The organism is Ramlibacter rhizophilus (assembly GCF_004681965.1).
GTDB classification, from domain to species: Bacteria; Pseudomonadota; Gammaproteobacteria; order Burkholderiales; family Burkholderiaceae_C; genus Ramlibacter; species Ramlibacter rhizophilus.
This window is the reverse complement of record NZ_SMLL01000002.1, coordinates 212283-235239: the sequence shown is the minus strand read 5'-3', so window position 1 is coordinate 235239 and position 22957 is coordinate 212283. Positions and strand designations below refer to the sequence as shown.

General features: G+C 58.6%; 17 protein-coding genes. 10 read left to right on the top strand and 7 right to left on the bottom strand.

Going from position 1 to position 22957, the window contains the following annotated elements; all coding sequences use genetic code 11:
* Positions 1-10: 10 nt before the first annotated feature.
* Together EZ242_RS05765 and EZ242_RS22210 are read left to right on the top strand one after the other, a co-directional pair.
* Positions 11-382 (top strand): hypothetical protein, encoded by a 372-nt coding sequence (locus EZ242_RS05765; RefSeq protein WP_135284187.1) that lies wholly within the window; start codon positions 11-13, stop codon positions 380-382.
* Positions 383-924: 542 nt separating this feature from the next.
* Positions 925-1143 (top strand): hypothetical protein, encoded by a 219-nt coding sequence (locus EZ242_RS22210; protein WP_205960601.1) that lies wholly within the window; start codon positions 925-927, stop codon positions 1141-1143.
* Positions 1144-2916: 1773 nt separating this feature from the next.
* Here the strand turns inward: EZ242_RS22210 and EZ242_RS05750 are convergent.
* The 5 genes from EZ242_RS05750 to EZ242_RS05730 all read right to left on the bottom strand — a co-directional run bounded on the left by EZ242_RS05750 (position 2917) and on the right by EZ242_RS05730 (position 8993).
* The gene (locus EZ242_RS05750; protein ID WP_135284185.1) at positions 2917-3378 is read right to left on the bottom strand and encodes a hypothetical protein; all 462 of its coding nucleotides are present in this window, start codon (positions 3376-3378) and stop codon (positions 2917-2919) included.
* Between the two features lie 3 nt (positions 3379-3381).
* Positions 3382-5355, bottom strand: a complete 1974-nt coding sequence (locus EZ242_RS05745) for a hypothetical protein (protein ID WP_135284184.1) — start codon at positions 5353-5355, stop codon at positions 3382-3384.
* Positions 5355-5549 (bottom strand): hypothetical protein, encoded by a 195-nt coding sequence (locus EZ242_RS05740; RefSeq protein WP_135284183.1) that lies wholly within the window; start codon positions 5547-5549, stop codon positions 5355-5357. Before EZ242_RS05740 ends, EZ242_RS05745 begins: the two co-directional genes overlap by 1 nt.
* A complete protein-coding gene (locus EZ242_RS05735) occupies positions 5539-7248 on the bottom strand; it encodes a DEAD/DEAH box helicase family protein (protein ID WP_205960600.1) in 1710 nt (569 codons plus the stop codon). Before EZ242_RS05735 ends, EZ242_RS05740 begins: the two co-directional genes overlap by 11 nt.
* A gap of 236 nt (positions 7249-7484) precedes the next feature.
* A complete protein-coding gene (locus EZ242_RS05730) occupies positions 7485-8993 on the bottom strand; it encodes a DNA-directed RNA polymerase subunit alpha C-terminal domain-containing protein (protein ID WP_135284181.1) in 1509 nt (502 codons plus the stop codon).
* A gap of 86 nt (positions 8994-9079) precedes the next feature.
* Here EZ242_RS05730 and dndB point away from each other — a divergent pair, with 86 nt between their 5' ends.
* From dndB to dndE, 4 genes are read left to right on the top strand one after another with little or no spacing between them, the layout of a single operon-like run.
* Positions 9080-10183, top strand: a complete 1104-nt coding sequence (gene dndB, locus EZ242_RS05725; RefSeq protein WP_240787000.1) for a DNA sulfur modification protein DndB — start codon at positions 9080-9082, stop codon at positions 10181-10183.
* Between the two features lie 16 nt (positions 10184-10199).
* A complete protein-coding gene (gene dndC / locus EZ242_RS05720) occupies positions 10200-11714 on the top strand; it encodes a DNA phosphorothioation system sulfurtransferase DndC (RefSeq protein ID WP_205960599.1) in 1515 nt (504 codons plus the stop codon).
* Positions 11704-13707 (top strand): DNA sulfur modification protein DndD, encoded by a 2004-nt coding sequence (dndD, locus tag EZ242_RS05715; RefSeq protein ID WP_135284179.1) that lies wholly within the window; start codon positions 11704-11706, stop codon positions 13705-13707. Before dndC ends, dndD begins: the two co-directional genes overlap by 11 nt.
* The gene (gene dndE / locus EZ242_RS05710; RefSeq protein ID WP_135284178.1) at positions 13697-14056 is read left to right on the top strand and encodes a DNA sulfur modification protein DndE; all 360 of its coding nucleotides are present in this window, start codon (positions 13697-13699) and stop codon (positions 14054-14056) included. The genes dndD and dndE overlap by 11 nt, the downstream gene beginning before the upstream one ends.
* 21 nt (positions 14057-14077) lie before the next feature.
* On the opposite strand, the gene EZ242_RS05705 is transcribed toward dndE, so the two are convergent.
* Positions 14078-16690, bottom strand: a complete 2613-nt coding sequence (locus tag EZ242_RS05705; RefSeq protein ID WP_167784658.1) for a DNA phosphorothioation-associated putative methyltransferase — start codon at positions 16688-16690, stop codon at positions 14078-14080.
* 2880 nt (positions 16691-19570) lie between these two features.
* Between EZ242_RS05705 and EZ242_RS05690 the strand changes: the two genes are divergently transcribed.
* A complete protein-coding gene (locus EZ242_RS05690) occupies positions 19571-19993 on the top strand; it encodes a response regulator (RefSeq protein WP_135284174.1) in 423 nt (140 codons plus the stop codon).
* A gap of 102 nt (positions 19994-20095) precedes the next feature.
* Positions 20096-20317 (top strand): helix-turn-helix domain-containing protein, encoded by a 222-nt coding sequence (locus EZ242_RS22635; RefSeq protein WP_420821231.1) that lies wholly within the window; start codon positions 20096-20098, stop codon positions 20315-20317.
* A 99-nt stretch (positions 20318-20416) separates the two neighbouring features.
* Here the strand turns inward: EZ242_RS22635 and EZ242_RS05680 are convergent, their stop codons facing one another.
* Positions 20417-20917 (bottom strand): thermonuclease family protein, encoded by a 501-nt coding sequence (locus tag EZ242_RS05680; protein WP_135284172.1) that lies wholly within the window; start codon positions 20915-20917, stop codon positions 20417-20419.
* Between the two features lie 83 nt (positions 20918-21000).
* Here EZ242_RS05680 and EZ242_RS05675 point away from each other — a divergent pair, with 83 nt between their 5' ends.
* Both EZ242_RS05675 and EZ242_RS05670 read left to right on the top strand, forming a co-directional pair.
* On the top strand, positions 21001-22575 hold the full coding sequence (locus EZ242_RS05675; protein WP_135284171.1) for a recombinase family protein: 1575 nt from the start codon (positions 21001-21003) through the stop codon (positions 22573-22575).
* Between the two features lie 68 nt (positions 22576-22643).
* Complete coding sequence (locus EZ242_RS05670; protein ID WP_135284170.1) at positions 22644-22880, top strand: hypothetical protein; 237 nt, start codon at positions 22644-22646, stop codon at positions 22878-22880.
* Positions 22881-22957: the final 77 nt, after the last annotated feature.

The window sequence follows — 22957 nt, the reverse complement described above, 5'->3', positions numbered from 1 at the left end:
GGGGGGCGACATGGCTAGGAAGAAAGCGATCATCCACAGGTACGACAACTTGCCGGATATTGAAGCTGTTGAGAGGAACGGATGCACCGAGGTTTACAAACGTGCCAAGGACGATGACTTCGAGATCGTGGTAGTCGTGCCGACCTCGAAGGCCAAGACTCTGAAGGCACTCGTCGCGGACGCGGCGAGTGGGCAGTTCGCGCCAGATAGGGCGAAGCCGTGGCCTGGCCGACCGGACGCTTATCCGGTACGAATCAATGTACGCAACGTTCGCTACACCAGTCTGCAGCGCGTCAGAGAAGCCATGAAAAAGGCTGGACATTCATGGGCGGCCGCTTGGGTGATCAAGAGCGTTGAACTTGAAGAGTCAGAGCTTCTCTGAGCCAGCGGGCTCTTGGCAATTGGCGACGAGGCCAGGTCCCCGTCTACTCCCCAGCCAAAGCGAGACTGCTGGGTTTCCTGATCCATTTGGATGAAGCACAGTGAGTCCTGCGAGCGGCCGTCGGACTATCCGTCCGGCGATGCTGCCTTGCGACGGCGAGCGGAGCCTCGAGTTTCTCAGCTGGGTCCGGTGGGCGGCAGAGGATGAGTTCTACCAGGAGTGGCACTCTGCGGGGTCGGCGTTCCCAGTTTCGCGCTGGTCGAAGATAATTGGGAGCAGATGCACAGGGGGGGCCGCGCGTGGATCCACATATTGCTCGACTAAAGACAGTTGAGGACTGCTCCAACTTCGAAGTGAATGCGCTCGCGAGGGGAGAGAGTGCACTTGCTCTTGCCGCGAGGAGGCGAGCTGTTCAACTGAGAGCAGAGGCTCTTGGTGCTGCAAGCGATTTGGAACGAGAATGCCTTGAAGCTGTCTACGCGTACGAAGAAGTGCTTTCAGCGGAACGCGGCCGGCGCCAACCTGCCTCACGAACGTGGCAGATGATCAAGCGGCACGGGATTGTGGCCGCGGTCGAGAGGATCGTGACGAACCGGGCTGACTCTTCCGGCTTCAATGCGCTTGCCAGGATGCACCTGTTGGATCTCGCTTTCGAGGCGGTTGTGCTCAGGCATCCTGAGAACTTCTCTGAAGCGGCGGTACGTCTTTCGCGCGAACGCTTGGACGCGTCGGGCGTCTCCGCACCACCAAATGTAAGCTGAGTCGACTTACGTTAAGGACACTCTGGACCGCCGGTCCAAGCTAGGGAGTCGACAAGAGGTTCTTAGCCGGCCCTCGTCAGGCCCAGTGCACCGGGTGCGTACGCTTTGTACATTTCTGGGATTGCTGACCTCGTGCCGGTGGCTGACTGTCACACGTCACAAAGGCTTCCACTTGTATATGTAGGGCTTTGGAAGAAAGGCCCAGCCAACGGCCGGCTATCTTGCCTCAATCAATGGTGCGAGCCTGACCCTCCGCCGCCACTGGGATGAAGTACTCGCCAGGAGCGATGTAGTTGCGGCACGGATCCCCTTCAGCTAATGAAGAAGCGGCCGTCTCGCTTGCGCGGGGTGGCCGATCCCAAGTTGATAGGCTGAGGTGCGTTGGGGACGTGGTTGTTACTCTTGACAGCCCATTCGATGTGCCCAGGGGTGTCACCGTCCTGGGTAGGCCCTGCGAGCTCAATGCGCAGATGTTTGGCATATTCGCGTCTGGCAGCGACGACGTCGCTTTCCGGCAGCCCGGAGGCTCCTGTGGCCGCCACTACGGCAATTTCACACAGTCGCCCTGCACGTTTACGGGAAAACTGAAGCACGGCCCCACGCTTGACCAATTCGACGATCGCGCGGCAGCGGCTGCAGGTGCACGCGAAGATTTGTTCCTTGAAGTCGTTCCGATTAGGCATGCAGTCAATGGGTGTCAAACAGGCGTCATTCTAAAGCTTTCGAAGACCGTCGCCGATCGATAGTGCGTCATGTAGCTTCAATCAATGTGCGCTTCTATTGGCCCCCGCTCACACTACAGTATTTGCGCCAAACGCAGGCCTTCAGCAATGTGCGGTCGCATCGTCCACACCCAATGATTCTCGCCTCTTGCAGGATCGCGACCACCAGTCGCGAATGTGAACGTCATCACCGGTCGGCCCGTCCGCTGGTCGATCGGAGGCAGCGGTGTAGGAGCGACCCGTGTCGCTGAAGCGGCGGATTGCAGGTCCAGTCGAACCTCAGTGCTCCGCATGCGAGAAGGCAGTCGACGCGCACAAGGCGACTGCAAACCCGTCGGGAGGACAGGGCTGGGCGCTGCAGAACGAGCCCAAGGATCGCAGCAAACTTCGATTGTGACGAGTAGCCGTCGATCGCCGTGCCATGCGATGATTGACCCCGTGATGGACAGACTACCAAGAAATCCGCTGCCTTTAGGAGTCCGCTTTCTGATGCCGGCAGAGGCGTTCTATCGCCTGACTCAGGGCTACGAGTCCGCAGAGCAAAGTGAAAAATGGTCGTCGTGTTTCCGCCCTCCATGGTTGGAGATTTGGCGGCCGAACTCGGAGGGGTGGTTTTGCTATGCCGTGCGTTTTGAGCCGACTTCGGAGGGGAGCTTCGCTGCTGCTGACTCTTGGGTTGGGGAGGAAATCCGCTCGGAGAGAAGGGGCCTTGGCAGCGATTTAGCTAGGCATCGGGAGATCTTGACCTCGTTGTTATGCGGACTCAGTGGCTATGATCCCGCAGCTTTCGCCAACGAGAACGTCAGCGGACGAATCGGGCGCGAAAGCGTGACCTTCTCTGGCGCTGTCCGAAACATGTCCGATGTTGAGCAGCTGACCGCTCTGCTACGCGAGCAGCTGGTGCGAATGGAGGAGGCGCGAGCGTGAAGCGCCGCCCGTCGACCTGCCTGGCAACGAACTATCGATGGCGGAGATGCCACAGGACATTGGGGGAGTCCGTTGCTGCAATCCTTCTCCACACTGCTCCTGTTTGGCGAGTAACTCCTTGACTTCAGGAAACGGGCGCTGAAATGGCTCGCTGATACCATTGCATGAAATCGCTGGCAATCCAGGGCTGTTCCTCAGGGTAGCTCGCAACAATCGCGTTGAACCCGCCATTTGCATAGTCATTCAACCTCTCAAATCCTTTAGGGGTCAATGCAACGGATGCCTCCGGACTTACGTATCGAGAAAGCAGGTCCTTGATGCGCGCCCGGTTAGTTAGCTCAATGCCTAGCGCGCGCGCCTCTGTTGCGATCAGAAGACCGATGATCTGGCTTTGTACTGAGCGGTAATCGAGAACAAAGTTTTGTACAAATTCGACCGCATTCGTGACGGGGGTCGCCTTGCCTCGCGAAAAGCCCATCATCAGGCACAAGTAGTAATAGTCAAATTTTGTCGACAGTGGCGAGTCTTTCGCCTTGTATATGCGAGAGAACCAATCGTCGACTTCTGTGCGAAGCTTGAAAGACATGTGTCACTCCTCCTTGACGGCGAACTGGACGAAGAAGTCGCGGCCTTCCACCACACTTGACTGCCCATTGGTGACGTGGTCTGGAGGTAATCTGGCCATCAGGTAGGCGTTTCCGGGAGAGTTACGAAATGCGGTGATGTACTTCACGTCGCCTTCGGCGCTAGCCTCCAGTGGCTCGAGAAAAGCTTCCCGCTCAGTTGAAATAGTGAACGCTACAAACTGATTGCACAACCCAGGCACCATGGAGGCCACTTCTCGTCGCACGTCGTGATCGAGCGGGCCAGCGGGGCTATCAACTACCAAAGGAAATTCGTGCGAGCCTTTGTGGAGCGCCTGCGCCAAGAACGTATACCCAATCGCAAGATTCTGCCCGGCGCTTCCGGAGGAGCGTCCATCTAGAACGAGAGAGCGATCAATGTCCTTAATCTGGATCGGATCTCCCTTCAGGACCTGCTGCAATCGATGATTAGCCCGCTCGAGAATCGTTTTCTTGAGCATGAGCTTGGCCGTATCTCGCGCGCCTTTGCAGATCTCCTTGAGGAGGTCCAGCCGTTGCCTGAGCTCTAGAGTGCCGTTGATCCGGCTGATCTCCTCTCGAACGAGTTTGAGTTGGCGCTGCACCGCCGCGACCTCGAATAGATCGTCCACCTCTGTCGGCGAGGTGAGCATTGCGGTGTCTTTGGCTGCGGCCGTGCCGGTGAGTACCTCAAGCTGATCAGTTAGCTCCTGCGCTTTGCTCTCATATCGAATCAGTTCCTGCCGATAGCTCTCTGGATCCTCCCCCGCCGCGGCAAGTGACAGCTTCTCAATCGCGGTCATCTCGGAAATGAGCGTCGCAATTGCGTGTCGCAGCTCAGAAATCTTCTCGCTTGATTTCTGAAGCTCGAGCGATCGACTCTGCGGCTCCAGCAGATCAACTTCTTGCTTGAATGCGTTTAGAACTCCGGCGAGCTCTTCGCCAAGGAATTCTTCTGCGCGACCAAGGATCGTCTCCTTCTGCTCATGGCCGATTGGGCGCCCGCAAATGCAGAGCGGTTCCTTGGACAGTTCGAGAAAGAATTGGCGTGATGTGCTGTCTGGAAGCTTTACCTTGTCAAGGCTGGCTTTCAGGGTTTGCAGCGAGCCGCCGAAGTCAGGACACAGCGCCTCAGGACGCCTCATGTGTGCCATTAGCATACGGAGTTCGTCGCTAAGCGCCTGCTCTTTCTCAAGCTTCAACCCGTTCTTCTCATGCCAAAGCTCGCGGTTGCGGCCGTTCTGCTCGACCAGTCGTTTAACTTGTGCGTTCAGGTCTTCGATCCTCTTTGTCGTTGCGGCTAACTCCTGGCGCATTGAATCGACATTCTTTCTGAGAAGATCAAGTCTCAGCACTAGCTTCCCTTCGATATTCTTATACCGAGCCAAGCCCTTTTCATTCTTTGCGCCAGACCTGGTCTCGCGCTCCCACACTGCTTCACAATCAGCAGAAACACTGTCCAGCAAGTCTAGTTGGCAGAGCGTCTCAATTGCTTCCTCGGCCTTAGTCTCTCTCGCGTCTAGCAGGCTCGCAGCTAACTCGCCGTCAAACACGAAGAGATCGACGAAACGTCGCGTCAGAAAACGGCGTACTGCTGCAGGAGGGGCCCAGCCCTTGTTGAAGCCACCGACCTCAGGTGAGGTCGTCGTGTAGGACACCGCACCGCTTTCGAAGTCGCAGGTCAACTCTAGCTTCAATGGCCGCTCGTTGATTCGCAAGTCCACAGAGAACTTGCCGACACTGGAGCCCGCCCGACGGATTTCTTGAAGCTGGGTAGGCGTCCACTCTGACGCCGTCCCCGTTAACGTTGCCTTCAGCAGCGTCAGCGTTGTCGTCTTCCCCGTCCCGTTCGGCATCTGAATCAATGCCACTCGCGGGACATGGTCGCCAGCGACAAGGTCGATCGTCATGTCGGGGCAACGGAAGCCGCTGCATGCCCACTTCTCGAGCTTGATATCCATCAGAATCTCCGCACCTGGCTCAAATCGAGCTCGTCTTTAAGCAGGTTCACCCGCTGGAGCCGCGTCTCGGCGGTGACCTCACCTTCACTCAAAGCGGTCAGTAGCGCAAGGAGCTGTGTTTCGACAGAGCGCGGCTGCTGTGCCGCAATGACCGCCTGGTGCACCGCCGTGCGAAGTTCTTCATCAATTGGCATTTGTCCTTCTCACTTCAGAAAGCTCACTTAACCACTCTAGCCGCTGCCGGTCCGCGCTGCCCTCGCGGGGTTCACCGTTTTCGGTCAGAACGAAGTCCACAACGAGTGCCCGCTTGTATGGGTTATTCGGATCGCTTCTCAGGCAGCGCCCGATCCGTTGAATCGTTTCTAACTTAGCTCGGGCTGACGAGAAGAGCACGACAGTACGTAGGCTTCGAATATCGATGCCTTGCGAAACTTTGTGGCAGGTCACTAGGCAGTCGATTTCGCCGCGACCGAACATCACCAGATGGTCGCGGTCGTCTTCCGCGTAATAGGTTCTGTACTTCACTCCCGCTTGGTGAAGCATGGGGAGTATTCGTTCGCCGTACGACTTCTCCTCCACGAACAAAATGCACCCTTGGAGCACCGAGCCGTGGTCCGCCAGATAGTTGTCGAAGACCGAGGGCTTCATCTCAGCTGTCTTATAAACCTTGGAGAGCTCCGTCCACAGCTCCTCCTGCGACATCGGCGTGCCGTTTGCCTGCCGCGCTGCCTTCTTGCTGTATACAGCCTTCAGTCGGATTCGGTCACCTTCAGTCAACTCATATTCGAGTGGGACATAGTCGAATTCAACAAGAATTCCTCGCCTGATTGCTTCCTCAAGGGGAAACTGGAAGATGACAGAGCCTATCTCACTCGCAATGAACGCGGTGCCTTCGCTGTCATATTCGCGTTCTGGTGTGGCGGACAGCCCAAGGACATATCCGTATTGGCGGTGCATACCCGCTAACGTGCCGCGGAGCGAGGGCGCTCCAAGTCCGTGGACCTCATCGTGAATGACCAGCGTGCGCCGGCTTTGTGCTGCGGTAAGCTGGGGCAGGTATCTGGCGAGTTGCGCCCTGGAAACAATCAGGGCGGCGCCACTGGACGCCAGTAAGTAGCGCATGCCCTCATGCATCGCTCCAAAGTGACGGTAGACGGCGAGCTTGTGCGGACGTCGTGAACTCCACTCGGCCAGCTCCTCGAACCATTGGGTTAGCAGGTCTGTACCGTCAGTCGTGACGATGATTGAATCGATGTCTCCACGGGCGAAGAGCTCGTTCGCAATCCGTAGTGCCGTCTTGGTCTTGCCCGTGCCGGTCGCCATCTCCAAAACGCCCCGGCGTTTTGCAAGAAAGATCTCGGCCGCTTGCGTTTGGTGCCGCCAGCGCTCGTCTTCGAGTGGCGGTTGTACCACTGCTGGCGGCGTGGGCGCAAATGGATTTGCGGTTGGTGCTCGTTCCTTGATCTTTGCAAGTACCGAAGGTCCCAAGGGTTCGACCAGCAGGTCCTTGTCGACTCCTTGCCAGAGCTGGCCAAACTCCTCCTCAACAAACTGCACGCGCTCTAGATCTGCTGAGACCCAGCTTCGAAATACCTGCAGGCTCTCATAATTGCGTTCATGACCTCCAGCGCTCTCGTTGGCAGATCCATCAAAGCCGACCTTGTCCTCTCCATCGAAGTCAAAGATGCCGATTTTTTGGTGAAACATCCCTGGATTGCTTAAGTGGACGGGGATCGCAAATCGGAGCTCCAGATGTCCGGACGCAATCAACCAGAGCAGGTAATCTGCGCGGACAACATCGGACCCGGATTGCGCGAGGACCGACTCGATCAGGTGATCAGCGCTACGTGTGAGGATTTCTCGGCATTGGTCTTCGGCCAGTGTTCGCTCCAATGCCGCCTTGTCGGGTGAGGATAGTTCGGGCGATATTAGTAACTGCAGCTGTAGTTGGTCTTGGCTTGGATTACTTCTGAACCCCTCAGCCCAGGTCAATAGCGCGGAGCTTGAGAAGAATCCAGCTGCTCTGCGGTAGCGCGTGCACCAGGTAAAGCATGGTAGGAAAAAAGTATGTTTCAGCGAGCCGTGACGCGTCGCATACCCTGACTTCAAAGACCGCCACACGGGTTGCGTCATTGCACCCCCAACTGTCGTCTAAGTACTTCGCGTCGCAAACGCAAGGCGAGCTCGCGGTCAGCGTCCTTCGTCTGAATCGGCGAACTTCTCTCTTTATGCGGCTCGCGCAGGTGCGCCAACAGAACATCGCGCAACTCGCTGCCCCGATCTGGCAGCACGGCACGAGCGACGGACGGTCCCCTCCGAAGCCGTTCTTCGCCGTGCACGTCCGCAAGCATCGAGGCCGCAGCGTTGATCGCTCGATACCATTCCCTTTTGCCAAGCCGACTGACTATCCAGCAACCATCGAGCAGCCAAAAGTGCAGATGATCGTCCGCGAGCTTCGTGAGGAAGTAGCGGTGGAGATCAGCATCTTGAGTGTTGGTGCCCAGCCATGTATCAACGACGTGGAGCGCGTTGAGCTCCAGAGGGGCTGCGCGCCGGGCAAGATGCTCGGTGATCAAACGGGTCACGTACGCGCAGATCGGATGCTCTGTAAGAGTAGAGATTGCGCGTTCCTCCGCTTGCCGTAGGGGCCTCAAATCCACTACGCCAAGGTACGAGGCTGCTTCGCGCAGACTTTGACCTGCGCCCACCTGACCGGAGCGTACAAGTACAACCTGCGCTTCCAGCTTTGGAAGCGTGCGCCGCACAATGACGTCAAAGTCTGCGGCGAAGGTCGTCTCGCCAGGAGCAAAACCTAATGCCTCATTGATGGCTTCGGCTGGCTGAACCCCCTCTGCTCGCCCGGTCATTGCGTTGCAGATCAACACGGCAAGTTCTCTCAAAGACTTGCTCCCCATCCGAGGCAGCTTCAAGAGCCCAGAGTTTCCGAAGCGCGCCAAATCACCGACTGTCTTGACGCTGTGCTCGTTGAGCACGTTGGCTTGCCGTACGCTCAGCGTTAGCTGGTGGACTGAAAGGGCGAGCAACCATGGTGGTGCGCAACTCAAGTTATCAAGAAGCGTGGCGGGGTCAGCCTCTACGCCAGCAAGATGTCGATAGCGCGCCAGTCCGACGGCGAGGCGAAGAGGAAGCGGGAGGGCGGCGTCGAGCTCTACGTACGAGTCTTCATCTTGCACGCCCGCAGCAAGCAAGCGCGCGTGAACTTCCGGTCGCTCATGGTGCAAAGCTTCTAGCCACGACATCCTTGGTCTATGGCGAGCCTGGCTAATAGAAGCAAAAGGTGGCAGCGACCGCTCGGACGTCTCAGCCCGCGTCCAGCCCACTACATAGTGGAACTGCAGGCCAGAAGCTTGCAGCGCGCACCGCTGGCCAACCTTGCATTCAGCTTGAAACACGGCGCACGCCGCATCTGAAGCGACAACGGCACCCGGCGGCAACTGCTCCAGCGCAGAGCGAACTGCGTTTTCGTCCGGTACGCCAAACCCCACATGAATCGCTGTGCGCTCAAAGCTCGAATGAAGAGCTGTCACCACCGCCTGGTGGATCTGATCTCCAAAAACGTGACGCTGCGTACTCCCGTCGTAACCCGAAGATACTATTAGCGTTGTCAGTTGTTGCATTCGTCCCGCCCCTGCTCAGCTATCGTAACCAATGCCGCCACGGTAACGTGCCTCTTCCGTTGACCTGCAGTCCTGGAAGTGTTTTAATGACTTCCAAGTTGGGCTTGGAAGCTAAAATGAGCGAAAACAGCTACTTCCACTCGTTTCCTGCCGTGCGCGGTGTTCAGGCTAGACGGGAGTTTTACATCGCAATGTGTCCGCTCAGGCTGGTGCCTAAGATCTTCGTCTTTGACGAGGAGGAGGTTCCGCCTGAGATGCGGGCTCAGAGGACTTTGAACCGGGCGCGGGTCCCAGAGATCGCAGACTACCTCGTTACTCATCCAGCCTCGTACGTCTTGTCAGCGCTGACCGCGTCTGTCGACGGTCCTGTGAATTTTGTCGGCAGCAGTGGCGCGGATACACCGTTGGGGATGCTCCAAGTGCCCATGGGCGCTCGCATCCTCATCAACGATGGACAACATCGGCGCGCTGCGATCGAGGAAGCGGTCAAGCACCGCCCGGAACTGGGGCAAGAGAACGTGCCGGTGCTGTTCTTCTCCGACGAAGGGCTGCAGCGCAGCCAGCAGATGTTCGCGGACTTGAACAAGTACGCAGTTCGCCCAAGCCACTCCCTCTCAACGCTCTATGACCATCGCGACGCCGCGTCTGAGTTGGCGCGCTTCCTCGCTGCGAACTGCGTCACTTTCAAGGGCCTCACTGAGATGGAGAAATCAACCATATCAAATCGCTCGACGAAGCTTTTCACATTAAGCGGGATCAAACACGCGAGCCGTGCGCTGCTCGGTCCCAGCTCCCGGCAGACTGTCAGCACTGAGGAGAAGCTGCTTGCTCAAAGCTACTGGGAAGCAGTCGGGGAAAGCATTCCTGATTGGGAGCGCGCGCGCAGCCGCCAAATCTCGACAGCGGAGCTACGCCAAGAGTTTGTACATGCACATGGTGTGACGCTTCATGCCTTAGGCATCGCGGGCTCCGCGCTTCTTGCTGCGCACCCGAAGGATTGGCGAAGCCGTGTAAAGCACTTGCGCAAGGTCGATTGGTCACGAAGAAACGCCAGCCTTTGGGAGGGCAGGGCGCTTCAAAACGGCCGCCTGAGTAAGGCAAATACCAGTGTGCAGCTGACCGCGAATTCCATCAAAACGGTCTACGGCCTAAAGCTCTCGCCGGAAGACCTCGCTTTCGAAAAATCTTAATATTGCAGGAGGGTCCTTGAAGCACCTTGAACAAACGAAGACGGACATTGCGTCCATCTACCTTTCTGATGCGAGGCCTTGGGTCATCGGCTATAGCGGAGGCAAAGATTCCACCGCCGTTGTGCGGCTTGTCTTTGAGGCGCTGATGGAGCTGCCGCAGGAAAAGCGGCTTAAGCCGGTTTTTGTGGTGTCTTCCGACACCTTGGTTGAGACTCCGCTGGTCGTCAATCTCATCAAAGACACATTGGCGAGCATGCACGACGCCGCCGAAGGGCTCAAGCTCCCCCTCAATGTCGCCAAGCCAGTGGTTCCAAGGCTTGATCAGACGTTCTGGGTCAATCTGCTTGGCAAAGGCTATCCTGCGCCGACACGACAATTCAGGTGGTGCACTGAACGCATGAAGATCGACCCCGTCAGCGAGTTCATCACCGAAAAGGTAGCCGCCTTCGGCGAAGTCGTCGTTGTACTTGGGTCTCGACTTGAGGAGTCCTCCTCACGCGCGCAAGTGATGCGAAAGCATCGCATTCAGGGCTCGCGCTTGGCACGACACACGACGCTTCCTAACGCTTACGTCTTCACGCCCATCGACCAATGGTCCGCGGACGACGTTTGGGAGTACCTATTTTCCGGACCCGCTCCCTGGGGGGGCGATCATCAAGCGCTCTTTGATTTGTACAAGGACTCAAACGCGGGGGAGTGCCCCCTCGTAATTGACTCGTCGACGCCCTCGTGCGGCAACTCTCGGTTCGGATGCTGGGTGTGCACCGTCGTCACGAAGGATCGGGCGATGGACGGTCTGATCGAGACCGGTCATACCTGGCTCATTCCGCTCCAGCAGTTTCGAAATCAGCTTTATGAGACCACTCTTCCGGACCAGAAGAAGAATTACCGCAGCGCGCGCCGTCGCGATGGCTCTGTCACCGTCGTGCTCAAGCAAGACAAGCCTGGCAAGCTTGGCGAGCCCGGAAAGCCTGTCGAAGAAAAGCATGTGCTTGGACCTTACCGGCTCGAGGTTCGCAAAAAGCTGCTCAAGCAGCTGCTGGAGAACCAGAAGCTGGTTAACGAGAATAATCCTGGCGAAGCCTACGAGCTCATCACGCACGATGAGCTGGAGCAGATCCGAGTTGAGTGGCGTCAAGACCCTAACGAGCCCGATTGGGACGACTCCGTCCCACGGATTTTTGACGAGGTAATGGGTGCGTCTCAGGCGCGCCAGTGGCAAGGGACCGATGACTTCATCTTCGGTGCAGAGGAAGCGAATTTGATTCGTACTTTGTGTGCTGAACACGGCATAGCTCCTCAGCTTTTCATGAAGCTAATGGAAGTTGAGGTCTCTTACGAAGGCTACGCGAGAAGGTCAAATGTTCAGGTCGAAATCAAAGAGCTGCTCGCTCGCGATTGGGGGGCTGATGAGGAGCTTGTGAAGTCGGTGGGAGAGAAGAAGCAGCGGCTCTACGCGGCAGATCAAGAGGAGCAAACGGCCGCTCAGAAGTACGCACGCCTGACACAGGAGCTCAGTGATGCTGCTTGAGAAACTAGTCCTTTGCGACATCGGCACCTTCCGCGGCGAGCAAGCATTCGATTTGGCGCCGCGCGGGCGCCCCGTCGTCCTGTTTGGAGGGCTGAACGGGGCAGGGAAGACCACTGTTCTGACCAGCGTGCGCCATTGCCTGTACGGGCGGCAGGCGCTGGACGGCGCCGTCACGCAGGCGCAGTACCAGGAGTTCTTACGTGGACTGATCCACAATCCGTCGCAGCAGTTGATCAAGCCGGATCGCGCCCACGTGCAGATCCACTTCGTGTACTCCCGCTTTGGCAAGCGCACCCGCTACCAGGTCACACGTAGTTGGGTCGATAAGGGAAGCTCAGTTGAAGAATCGCTGGTCGTACGTCAGGAAGATGACGCGACGGTATTGCTGCAAGGCGACAGCGCGCAGACGTTTCTGAGCCAGCTGATCCCAGCCGGCGTCTCTCAGTTTTTCTTTTTCGACGGCGAGAAGATCGCCGCCTTGGCCAAGGACGATGCAGACACAGTTTTGTCCGATGCGATCCGGCGTCTGCTCGGCCTAGACACCGCGGATCGACTGCGAAGCGACCTTGCGGTGTTCCTGCGAGCGCGTCGGCTTCAAGGCGCTGCAGGCCGTAGCAGGAGCGAACTGCTAGACGTGAGCGCGCTGATCCAGAAGGTTGAGGCAGAGATCAAAGCAGGCGAAGCCGAGTTGGAAGGCAACTGCACGCGTGTAGTGTTAGCAGCCCAGGAGAAAGTGTCACGCGCGAAGGCGTCACTGACGGAGCGCGGCGGCGGATGGTCAGTTGATCGAAAGGCGCTTGAAGCAAGGCTGGATCGACTTCAGGAGGAGCAGTCAGAAGCGGAGCAGCAGCTGCGCGAAGAGTTCGCTGGGCTAAGCGTCTTTGCCCTCGCGCCCGTAATGTGCAAGACCCTGCTCTCGGAGGCAAAAAAGGAGCAGAAGGCGCAAGAGGAAACTGCGGCACTCGTCGCAGTGTCTGCTAAAGCCGCGCAACTTAAGGAGATGCTTGACTCCGCACTGCGAGGAACTGCGCTTGCACCCGAGGCCAAGCAGTGTGTCGACGCGTGGGTCTCGGGGCTTGGCACCCCGTCCAGCAATTCGGCGCCACTGCATGGGTTCGCAACAAGTGATGTTCGGCGCCTGGAGGAGAGTTTGCTCGAGCTGCTGCCTCTGGCCAAGGAGAAGGTCAGCCAGCTTGGCCGCAAGTTGGACACCTTGCGTGGGGAGCTCACCGCTGTTCAGGACCAACTTGCACGCGCTCCTACCGAGGAAAGCCTACAGGAGACGTTCGAGCGCTATCAAGCTGCTGCCGCCGAGCTCGCCCGGGCGCAAGCTCAGAAGAGACGGCGCCTCGAGCTGCTGCGAGCTTTGGTGATGAATCATATTGGTCTTCTCCGAAGGCGCCGCCAGCTCGAAGAGCAGCTCGAACGGGTAGACGGAGACTCTCGGGCCGAGGAGACAGCCCAGAAGGTGCAGGAGTTGATTGAGCTGTATAAGGCCCGCGCGGCGCGCGAGAAATGCAAGACGCTTGAGCGGCATTTTGTCACTGCATTTCGTCGTCTTGCTCGAAAAGAAGACATCATCGACCACGCAGTGATCGACCCAGACAGCTTCGCAGTAACGCTCGTCGATCGGCATGGGCGCGAGACGCCGAAGAAGCGACTGTCAGCGGGAGAGAAGCAGATATTCGCAATCGCGATGCTGGAAGCGCTCGCCAAGACCTCGGGGAGAAATCTACCCATCATCATCGACACCCCGCTAGGCCGTTTGGACAGCAAGCACAGAGCCAAACTTGTCGAGAGCTATTTCCCAATGGCGAGCCATCAGGTCATCGTGCTTTCAACCGACACTGAGGTTGACCAAGCCTTTTATACAGGCATGCGCCCGCACATCTCGCATTCCTTCCACCTGGTCTTCAGTGAAACGGAAGGATGCACCACGGCTTCAAAGGGCTACTTCTGGAGCACTCAACAGGAGCTTAAGCATGCTGCCTAAGCGCCTCAAAATCTCTAAATCGGCCAGTGACACGCTGCGAGTCTTAAAAGGACGCACGGGGTTGACCCCGAACTTGGTGTGCCGAATGGCGCTTCTGCTGTCTCTCGAAGAGGGGGCTGGGGGAGGGTCTCGGCGTATCGACGAATTCGGGAGCGAGTTCAATGCGCCCACGCTGTTTGGGGAGTTCGGTTTTGTCTTCGAAGGCTTGCTTCGGCAGGTCCACGGCAGGCTCGATGCAAAAGATGTCCCGTTGATCGTGGCTAGCCACATAGACTCAGGCTTGGAGCGGCTGCGAAAGTCCCGCTCGTTGCTTGAGCTGACGCAGCACTCTGGGTTGCTCGCGGCGTGAGATCGGCCCACGACGGCTGGGTCAAAGTTCCAGCCGTCGTGGGAACAGCCGCCCAACCGCAGAGACAGACATGTGGTAGATCTCCCCAACTGGTGCGGACGAGTAGCTCACATGCAGCGGCTTGTCTGACCCGTAGAAGTACAGCCGATCAAAGGGGAGGTTCTGCGCGATCCAGCGTGCAACCTCCAACATGTCCTCATCACGCACGAGAAAGTCGCAAGCGGCTCCACCCCGAGCACAGATTGGTTGTCCTCGGGCGTTGTGTTCGCAGCTGGCGTGCTGATCTAGCTTCGGCGCAATTCGCGATTCGATGCATTTGGCCAGGGCTGACGAGCAGAAGCCGTACGTGAGCTCGATACTCCCGAAGTAATCGACAATCGGGTCAATTATATACACCGCAAGTTGTTGCAGTGCGTTGTACGACTCCGGCCGAAGCGGCACGTTGCGGATCCCCAAGCTTTTCTGAGTCTGGCCACACTCGATGAAATCTCTGAACGTATAGCGTGCACCGCAGCGTGCGTCGAGTTCGGGAATGGTTGTGCTCGGAACGAGCGATAGTCCCTCAATCTGCAGTCGCTTTGCTTCCAAGTCTTCTGTTATTTGTGGCAGCTGAATGCGATGTTGTTCGGTTTCGCTGATGCAGCAGAAGACCCTAAGTTGCTCCTCGATCGCGCATTGTCTTGCATAGTTCGGTAGATCCTCATGCTGGTAGCGGCTCTTAGGAAAAAGCCAGGAGCGTTCTGAGTGCGCTTCGCCGTACTCAAAGATTGAGTAGTCGAGCTTGCGGATGTTCACCTTCACGCGCCGCTTCAGCTCTGGTATCGGGCCGTCGAAGTCGTAGTGCTCAAGCAGAGTCAGCTTGCCTGACGTGATGTGGATTTTGACCATGTCCACTTCACTAACGCTGTCCCAGAGTACAAGGCCGCATGCAATGTAGGCGCGCAAAACAACTGGCAGGCGGTCGACTAAGCCCATGCTCAATTGCAGCGAATGCTCGTCATCGAGCCAACCTAAGCCGTTAGCAGCCGCGAGCTTGCATGCATAAAGGATTTCATCGGTCGAACCAGCCTGCGCAAGCAGCGTGATGCCGGCCTGCCTAGCGGCCTCGTAGCTGCCGAAGAAGGCCCGTACGTCGCGCTGAAGCCGCTTCTCGAGCTGGCCGTAGTTTGACCGCTTGCTGAACGCCCGCACTGCCATGAAAAGTCGCAAGTCGTCCTTTCTGACCTTGGCAGCCTCCTCAAGCAGCGATAGATCATAGTGGCGGCGAATCAGCGCCCACGCGCGCCCAACGCTGCCAGCCGCCGCTTCCAGTTGAAAAAGATCGACAGACACTTCGTCCACTTCGGGAATGCGTCCAAGCTCCAGCGCATCGCGCCAAAGCACATCTAAGATTGGCTTGGCGCGCCCGAAGCGGTCCAGTTTCGGTTTCCTTTCTGACAGTGGTTTTTTTGCCGCGAGCTGCTTGGGCGGACTGCTTAGCGCACGAGTGCGGGTGCTGCTGTCGCTGGTCGGCGGCTGTGGAGCGCGCCGGGCCCGAAGCGCGATGAGTCGTCTGGATACGTCACTGGTGCGACAGCGGCCGGCGGCAAACTGCTGCTCGGCGGATTCGCTGGCGAAGATAAAAGCGATTCCAGGCCCGACCATGTGCGGTTCGCGATGAAGAACGTGCTCGATGTAGTCTTTGAGCTCGGGCTGACTGAAGTACTTTTGAAATGTGTTGCGCGAGGTGAGAAAACCGTCGCCGAAGCGGCGGCCTGGGGGCGCGGCTGGATACAGCATCACGGACACAGCGAGGACGGTGGAAGCGAGTGCGAACGCAGACTGAAGCGCGTACACGCGCTCGGCTGGATCTTCGATTACGTTGATGACGAACCCGAGGTTCACCACGTCTGCTGGGACACGGGTGTTGTGCGGCGCGTAGTACGGGTCCCAGCCACGCGCGTTGATACCTGCTGCTTCCAGCTCCGTGATGTCGCCGCCACGGCCGCATCCATAATCGAATACGGTGCAGCCAAGCGTAAAGAACCCGTGTCGCATCAAAAGCTGCATCGGCGCGGAGAGTGCTTGTCGATGCAGTGCAGTGAGATGTCTTTGTACGACGCCAACTTCTGCGTTGAGATCGCCGTCCTCTCCATCAGGAATGACATTGCCAAGGGGAGCCAACACCTGACCGTCGATGGTGTAGCCGTTTTGCGCGATCAGTCGTTCCCAGTTCATTTTGAAGCCGATCGTTGTCGTCTCCGAAAACAGCCCGAGTTCTTCCGCTTGCTGGGTGAGCCGCACCCAGGCTTCTCGCTGCGGATGGTCGTTTTTGACGAGCAGCTCCTTGCGATGCAAGATCGGTGGATTCAGACTGGCGTCATACGATCTGAACACTGGTGCAGTCGCCAAGTCCGGCGCTACCGCCCAACTGGCTGCTAGGGTTGGGAATGCTTCCTCGTGAAAGCGCGGATATGAAAGTAGCGACACGCGCCTCGAGCGCAAGTTGAGCTTGGCGACGTCCGGCGCTGCATTTGCAGGCAGGCGTGCAAGGGCGCTTTGGATGGCCAGCCGGTGGTCGGCATGGGCGAGGGCGTCCAAGGCGGACAGATGGACGTAGAGCTCATCTACTACGCGCTTCCCGACTTCTTCCATCAAGTACTCGCACGTTCAGGTGGGAGCGGCAGCTTACTGCCGGAGCAGTCCTCAGTGAGATTCAGCGGAGGGCAGGACCGGTTAAGCCCGCCTCGTACTGGCCGAGAAATGCACAGATGGTCGGATATGAAGGTCAGGCTGAAGTAAGTTCGCATACCACGTTCAGCTGAGCTCAAGTGCCCTGCAGTTGCCAGACGCTGGTGTCACGTTGCGGCCAGGTCTATTGCTCCCGTCAACAGCAGTCGCTTAGCGCTTATCTTCGCCGTTTCCTGTGGGACCTTGGTCATGGAGTACGAACTCTGCTGTTGACCAGGAACAGGCGTGGCGGTCCTGTTTAAAACTCGATGAGGTGATTGCCATGTGCCGCGCGCAGGGAGCCGCTATGCACTACTCCGCCAGGAGGGAAAATAATGGCACGTTCTGGGCGGTGCGTGGTACAGGCCACCGCTGCCGCTTTGCTTCTTGCTAGGCCGGGCACCGCTGCTGCCATGCATGTTTCGGTTCAGAAGCACTGAATCGTAGGGCGCTCAGGCCGCACCGACGGATTGAGGCTCCGTGCGTCCGCGGACCAGGGGAGTAGCGGCTGCCAACAGGACCAAAACAGGACAGGCTCAACGCAGCGGTCCGCTCGCCCGGCGAGATGTTGCGCGATGGCTGCTTTCCGGCCAGAACGAAAGTGACAAACCGGCTGCCGGCTCCGGGAGAATGCAACAAGGCACGCCCGAGCCGAGCGCTGGCGCCGAGACTGTAGAGCAGTCCGTGACCGCTCGGGAAGACAGAGGGGGATGAAGAGAAGCGGTCCGCGCGCATGCTTGCAGCGTGTGAGCAGGAGCGCCAGCTTCTCCGAACTGGCTGGTCACACGGGAGGCAGGCCGTCGATGGGGGCAGACTTCGACAGGTTCTCGCGCCAGGGCCGCCCGGAGGAAGTCGTCGGGTTCTTCGACCCGCTTTGAGGTCGGCTTCCGGGTCAAAACTGCCATAGACAACTGGCCCCGCCAATTTCAGAATCGCAGGCGCCTTTTCATAGTTCAAGTATGCCAGCCATTCATTTTGTCGAGCGCCTAGGAAACACGCGGAAGGTCCAGGATGCCGAACATCCTCACGAGTACGACTGCGGGTTTTGGGTTGTGGCGGTGAGCACTGCGGAACGACTTGTTCAGGAGGGCGCTGACCTTTACCTTCACGATGGTCAGAACGAACCTTCTCGGTTCGGCGGAAGGATCGTTGGCTTCCGTGTGCATCAAGGAGGAGTTGAGGATGGCCGGATAGTTTTCCGAATCCAGGCTACTGCAGCACACCGGGGTGTGAAAACAGACCGACAAGGCTGGGGAAACGAAAAAAAGATCGTTTGGTGATCTGAAAAGAAAAAGAGTCGGAGTCGAACCAACTACTCACCCGACGCATCCTCGTTGGAGCGCGGCCATCGGCGGCAAGCGGAGCGCCTCATTTTTCTCCGTGAAACGTCTGCGTTGGTTCGGAATCAGTTGCCCATAACTGCTTGTTCATCCGCGGTTGGCCACAGGCGGCCTCGGACTACGACTTCGCCGTTCCAACTGGCGCCAAAAAACTCGGCAGTAGGAATTCGCGAATGCGAGTGCTACCATCCCGCCATGCGAGAAATCGCGTTGTTTCAACTGGCTATCGCAGGCGTCGTATTCCTACTGCTATCAGTGCTGCTGCCAACACCGCGGCCCACGAGACGCGTGACCTACAGCCGCGGGCGTAAGTCGATCAGCCGCCGCGTCGGTCCGGGGTTCAGTTGGACCGATGGACTTCTCTATGCGATCGCTTTCTACTTCGCACTTCCATACTTTGTCTATCGGTTCGGATTGCGTCGCGCGGTACTCATGGTGCTCATGCCATATCTGGTCGTCCTGCCAAGCGCCTGGGGATTAGCAGCCGTAAGTCTGGGCGACGCAATGCCGGTAAGCCTGATTGGGGTAGGTGTGGTGCGGGGCTGCGTCGGGTGCTGGATTGGGTTCGCCACTTGGCGCTGGCGGGACGCGGCGCTCGTTGCCCGCGGATGGACTGAGGTCACCGAGCCGGCGGGCGCTACTCCCAGCCGTCCGAGTCCGTTTCTAGCATTGGGCAAGGAGATTGAGATGACAACTCCATCCACCAACCATCGCTCAGCTGGGTTAGGCGCGCGAATCCGCGGAGGCTTGCAGCACCAGCGGCTAGCTAAGTCTACTGCCGCGATGGCAGGCGTCGCGACAGCCGCCTCTGCTGTTACCGGCCTTGCTGCTGCCGCAGCAGCTCCCACCGGCCTTGCGGCTGTCGGAGTCGCATTGGGCATCACCAGTGCGCCATTGGTAGTCGTCGCGGCCCCCGTCGTTGCAGGTGTCGCTACAGCAGCCGCCGCAGCTGCAGGCATTGTGAGGTTCTGGTCTTGGGTACGTGAGGGCGCCGACGAACAAGCAGTTCAGCCACAGGAGCCTCCGCCTGTGGTTAGTGAAGCCGTGAGCGACTGCGGTGAACCGATGGCCGGCGCCTAAGGCTTTAGCGGTCGACGTAGGCGGTGGTACAGCGCTACAGCGCACGCCCGTTCCGCGTCCTCGATCAGTTTTGGACCCGACCGGCGGATTGCGAGTCCGGCGGCCTGATGTCCCAGCCTGATGGGGGTATGGAGCGGGTGCGACCAATGTCCGGCGAAAGCAGATCCCGTCAGGCATCGGCACGCACGGGGACAATGCTGCTGCTGACTGTTCCGCCATACTCGATGTAGCGTCCGCGTGATCTTCCGCTAGGTGCAGCTCGAGATCTTTGCGGTAGATTGGGCCTCGCATCTCGGGGGCGAGAGTGTCCGCTCATTGCTTCGAGTTGCGCAATGTAGAAATACTGCGTACTCTGAGCAGTCCCACTGCCTACAGGGGACACGCAATGAACCGGTCACTCGCCTCCGAAGCTGTGAGGGTGCTTGTAGTCGATGACGATATGGACACCGCTGACCTTTTCGGACTGATCTTCGACGAGAGCGGCTGTTGCGTGGCCGTGGCCCACGGGGGCGAACGGGCGCTGTGCATAGCAGAGAGCCTTCGACCTGATGTCGTGTTGCTGGACCTAAGCATGCCAGGCATGAGTGGTCTTGAGGTTTGCCGCCGTTTGCGGCTGGAGGCCTGGGGCAAGGCCACCGAGAGCAACTCTTCGATTCCCGTGGGCTTCGCAATGAATCCGTCGAAGCCAGACTCTTTCGCCTCGACATGGTCACCCTCGCGGCTTGAAAGGAGATTCGCACTGAAACAGCAGCTCTCGCCAAGACAAACGCGGAGCAGCCGGAAGCAGATCGCCGCCATGCGGCGTTAACTGAGTGAGCTACAGCGCTGTATCAAGCAACTCCAGAGGAGTGAGAGATCGTCCTCTGCCACGCCTGGAAGGGGGCAGACACATGCGCAAACGGCGCCGGCATTGCGCTGGCGTCCAGACGGATTCGGCCAACATCGTAAGCGCTTGGGTTTGAGCGCCGAGCAGATGCCGCGCTTGGTTGGCTGCTCGGCGCTATCGATCTACAAGTGGGAATCCGGAAAAGTTCGACCACGACAGGCGCAGCTTGACGCCATCGCCAGGGTACGCAAATTATCCAAAACGGAAGCGTCAGAGGCGTTGCGACAGGTCAGGACGATCGCATGACTGAGTGGCATGCGGCTTCAGCCCGGCGGTGGAACGATCCCAAATGATCGTTCTTCAATCGAAGCTTGATACGACGATGACTTCCGGCGTGGACTTCGCCTAGTACCGCGCGTGGCTTTCCCGGCGGAAGGTCCACGGCGCCTCTGGTGCATGTTGGCTCCAGATCGCCCGGCGTGATGCGCGCGCCTGAACTTCTGCTTCCGCATAGATGACCCGGTCTGTTCGCGACTGCTCCTGTTCGTATGCCTTGTAGTGCCAAGCCAGCCCGGACTGAATCTGGCGCAGCCCACAATCCACACGACCGACGGTGACTTTTCCAACTACACGGCCGTAGCGGTCGGTCTTGCCTCTCTCGACCTGGGCGATCCTGCCAAACGCACAATCCGACAGCGCCTCCTTCGAGCGCTGTCCAAACGCCTGCCTCTTTTCCGGCGCATCAATACCGGCAACCCTGACGCGCACCTGTTCGCGACCTCGCACGAGGAGCGTGACCGTGTCTCCGTCAGCGACGCCAACGATCTTGCCCGTTAGCACGTCGGCGTGAGCGGAGAAAAACACCGCACCAAGGAGAAGGGCGGCTGCGCTGCGCGTGAATCTCATTCGTCGAGGTTATCAGCTGAACTGCGACATGGCCCCGGTCAGAACGAGTGGAACTGGAGAGGCGAGGCGGTTACTCAGGCTGGATGAGCGATACACCTCCCTCCAACGCTGCCCAGTACATCCGCATGTCGACGGACCAACAGGACCTCTCGCCTGAAAATCAGAAAGCCGCCATCCAGCAGTACGCGTCCAACAACGGACTCCAGATTGTTGCCACGTACGAGGACCAGGGCAAAAGCGGGCTGGCCGTGAGGAACCGACCGGGCATGCAGCGCCTTCTGGCCGACGTTATGGATCCAGCGTGCATCTACAGAACGGTGCTCGTTTACGACGTGAGCCGATGGGGGCGGTTTCAGAACACCGATGCCTCAGCCTACTATGACTACCACTGTCGCCTGCATGACGTTGACGTTGTCTACGTCACTGAGAGCTTCGGACGCGATGCGGGCCCGATTGCGGCCCTTGTCAAGAGCCTGAAGCGCGCCATGGCCGCAGAGTACAGCAGGGAGTTGGCCGTGAAGGCCCGCGCGGGCCAAGTGCGGGTGATTGGCATGGGCTACTCAGCAGGCGGCAGGCCAGCAATCGGACTGATCCGGCAGACGGTCACCAGAGACGGCGTGCCCAGAGGACTTCTTGGCGTCAATGAGCGCAAGGGAGTTCAGTCGGATCGCATCCGGCTTGTGCCTGGACCTGCGGAGGAAGTCGCGCTCCTTCGCCGGATTTTCGACCTCTATGCGAACACACCCGCAAACATCAACGACCTGGTGCGTCTACTTGCGGAAGAAGGGCACCGCACGCGTGCGGGCGGTCCGTTCACGCAGGGCATCGTGGACTCCCTGCTCTCCTGTGAGCTGTTCACCGGAACGTATGTGTGGGGCAAGAAAATGCAGACGCCTCGCGGCCTGCTACCTGTTCCCCCCGAGAGGTGGCACCGCTTTCCGAGCGCCATAGAGCAGCTGATCGATAGGCAGACCTGGGATAGGGTTCAGGCAAAGAAAGCTGCACGGGCAACCCCACGGCGCAGCCCTGAGTGGTTGCTCGCGGAACTCGCCGCTGCCCTGAAACAGTGTCCGGACCTCTCCGCAGCCGACCTCTCGAGATACGGGTGCCCACCCGCGCAGACGTACCTGAAGGCGTTTGGAACAATGGAGGCTGCCTACGCCTTCGCTGGGCGGACGTCGGACATAGCAGGCGCGATCTCCCGGGAAAGGATGAACAGGACGAACGCGGCGACGAAGGTGCTTCAGGATTCTGTGGCTTCCCAACTCGCCGAGTTCGGCTGTGACGTCGAGTGCGACTTCCAGAGCCACATGCTCACCGTGAACGGTCGCTGGTACGTGCAGCTCTACCTTTCCTGGCGTCGGTCGTTCACGAAAATCGCTGCTTGGTATGTCCAGCGCAGGCGGATAACCCGCAGCGACTACCGGTTGGTCGTGTTCATGGGCGAAGGCGGCGCAGCAGATCGCTACTACCTCATCTCGGAGGAGGACCATCGCAAGGTCCCCATGTTGATCCGCCCTGAGGGATTGGATGCGATGAACCCGTACGGTCTCTTCAATATCGAGCACCTTGCTCATTACCTCACGCTTAAATCAGCGGCTCAAGATCCAGATGAACACCTGCCGACAAGAGGCCGACGGCCACCGAGTCGAAGGTAAGCCGTATCCAGGTCAGAACTTGCCCCAACCCCCGGAGCGCGGCATAGTCGCTCATCGGTGAGGTGGTCATGCGCTCTCCAGTTGTTCTCAGCGTGGTTTTCCTCGGCGCCATCGGTCTGGTGCTCTGGGCGAGGTCTCAGGACCAAGCGACGATGGTGACCGTTTCGATCGGGCTCCTGCTGCTCATAGGGTGTTGGGGGTGGAATCGGATGCTGGATGGTGAAGAACGCCAGGATTTCAAAGAGCTCGCCCGGATAGGACAGCTGATCAACGACGCACAGGCGGAGAACGGGCCAAGGGAATGACTTGGTCTGGTAGTGTCGATTCGCTGACGAAGAGGCATTACTGGTTTCGGCCTCGCTTCAAGGCTTCCAACTCGCGC

Excerpts from the sequence above, each read along its gene's own strand:
- EZ242_RS05750 (WP_135284185.1), bottom strand. The coding sequence starts at position 3,378 with ATGTCTTTCAAGCTTCGCACAGAAGTCGACGATTGGTTCTCTCGCATA.
- EZ242_RS05730 (WP_135284181.1), bottom strand. The coding sequence starts at position 8,993 with ATGCAACAACTGACAACGCTAATAGTATCTTCGGGTTACGACGGGAGT.
- EZ242_RS05705 (WP_167784658.1), bottom strand. The coding sequence starts at position 16,690 with ATGGAAGAAGTCGGGAAGCGCGTAGTAGATGAGCTCTACGTCCATCTG.
- EZ242_RS05740 (WP_135284183.1), bottom strand. The coding sequence starts at position 5,549 with ATGCCAATTGATGAAGAACTTCGCACGGCGGTGCACCAGGCGGTCATT.
- EZ242_RS05680 (WP_135284172.1), bottom strand. The coding sequence starts at position 20,917 with ATGAGATTCACGCGCAGCGCAGCCGCCCTTCTCCTTGGTGCGGTGTTT.
- EZ242_RS05670 (WP_135284170.1), top strand. The coding sequence starts at position 22,644 with ATGCGCTCTCCAGTTGTTCTCAGCGTGGTTTTCCTCGGCGCCATCGGT.
- EZ242_RS05765 (WP_135284187.1), top strand. The coding sequence starts at position 11 with ATGGCTAGGAAGAAAGCGATCATCCACAGGTACGACAACTTGCCGGAT.
- EZ242_RS05690 (WP_135284174.1), top strand. The coding sequence starts at position 19,571 with ATGAACCGGTCACTCGCCTCCGAAGCTGTGAGGGTGCTTGTAGTCGAT.
- EZ242_RS05675 (WP_135284171.1), top strand. The coding sequence starts at position 21,001 with ATGAGCGATACACCTCCCTCCAACGCTGCCCAGTACATCCGCATGTCG.
- EZ242_RS05745 (WP_135284184.1), bottom strand. The coding sequence starts at position 5,355 with ATGGATATCAAGCTCGAGAAGTGGGCATGCAGCGGCTTCCGTTGCCCC.
- EZ242_RS22210 (WP_205960601.1), top strand. The coding sequence starts at position 925 with ATGATCAAGCGGCACGGGATTGTGGCCGCGGTCGAGAGGATCGTGACG.
- dndE (WP_135284178.1), top strand. The coding sequence starts at position 13,697 with ATGCTGCCTAAGCGCCTCAAAATCTCTAAATCGGCCAGTGACACGCTG.
- dndD (WP_135284179.1), top strand. The coding sequence starts at position 11,704 with ATGCTGCTTGAGAAACTAGTCCTTTGCGACATCGGCACCTTCCGCGGC.
- dndB (WP_240787000.1), top strand. The coding sequence starts at position 9,080 with ATGACTTCCAAGTTGGGCTTGGAAGCTAAAATGAGCGAAAACAGCTAC.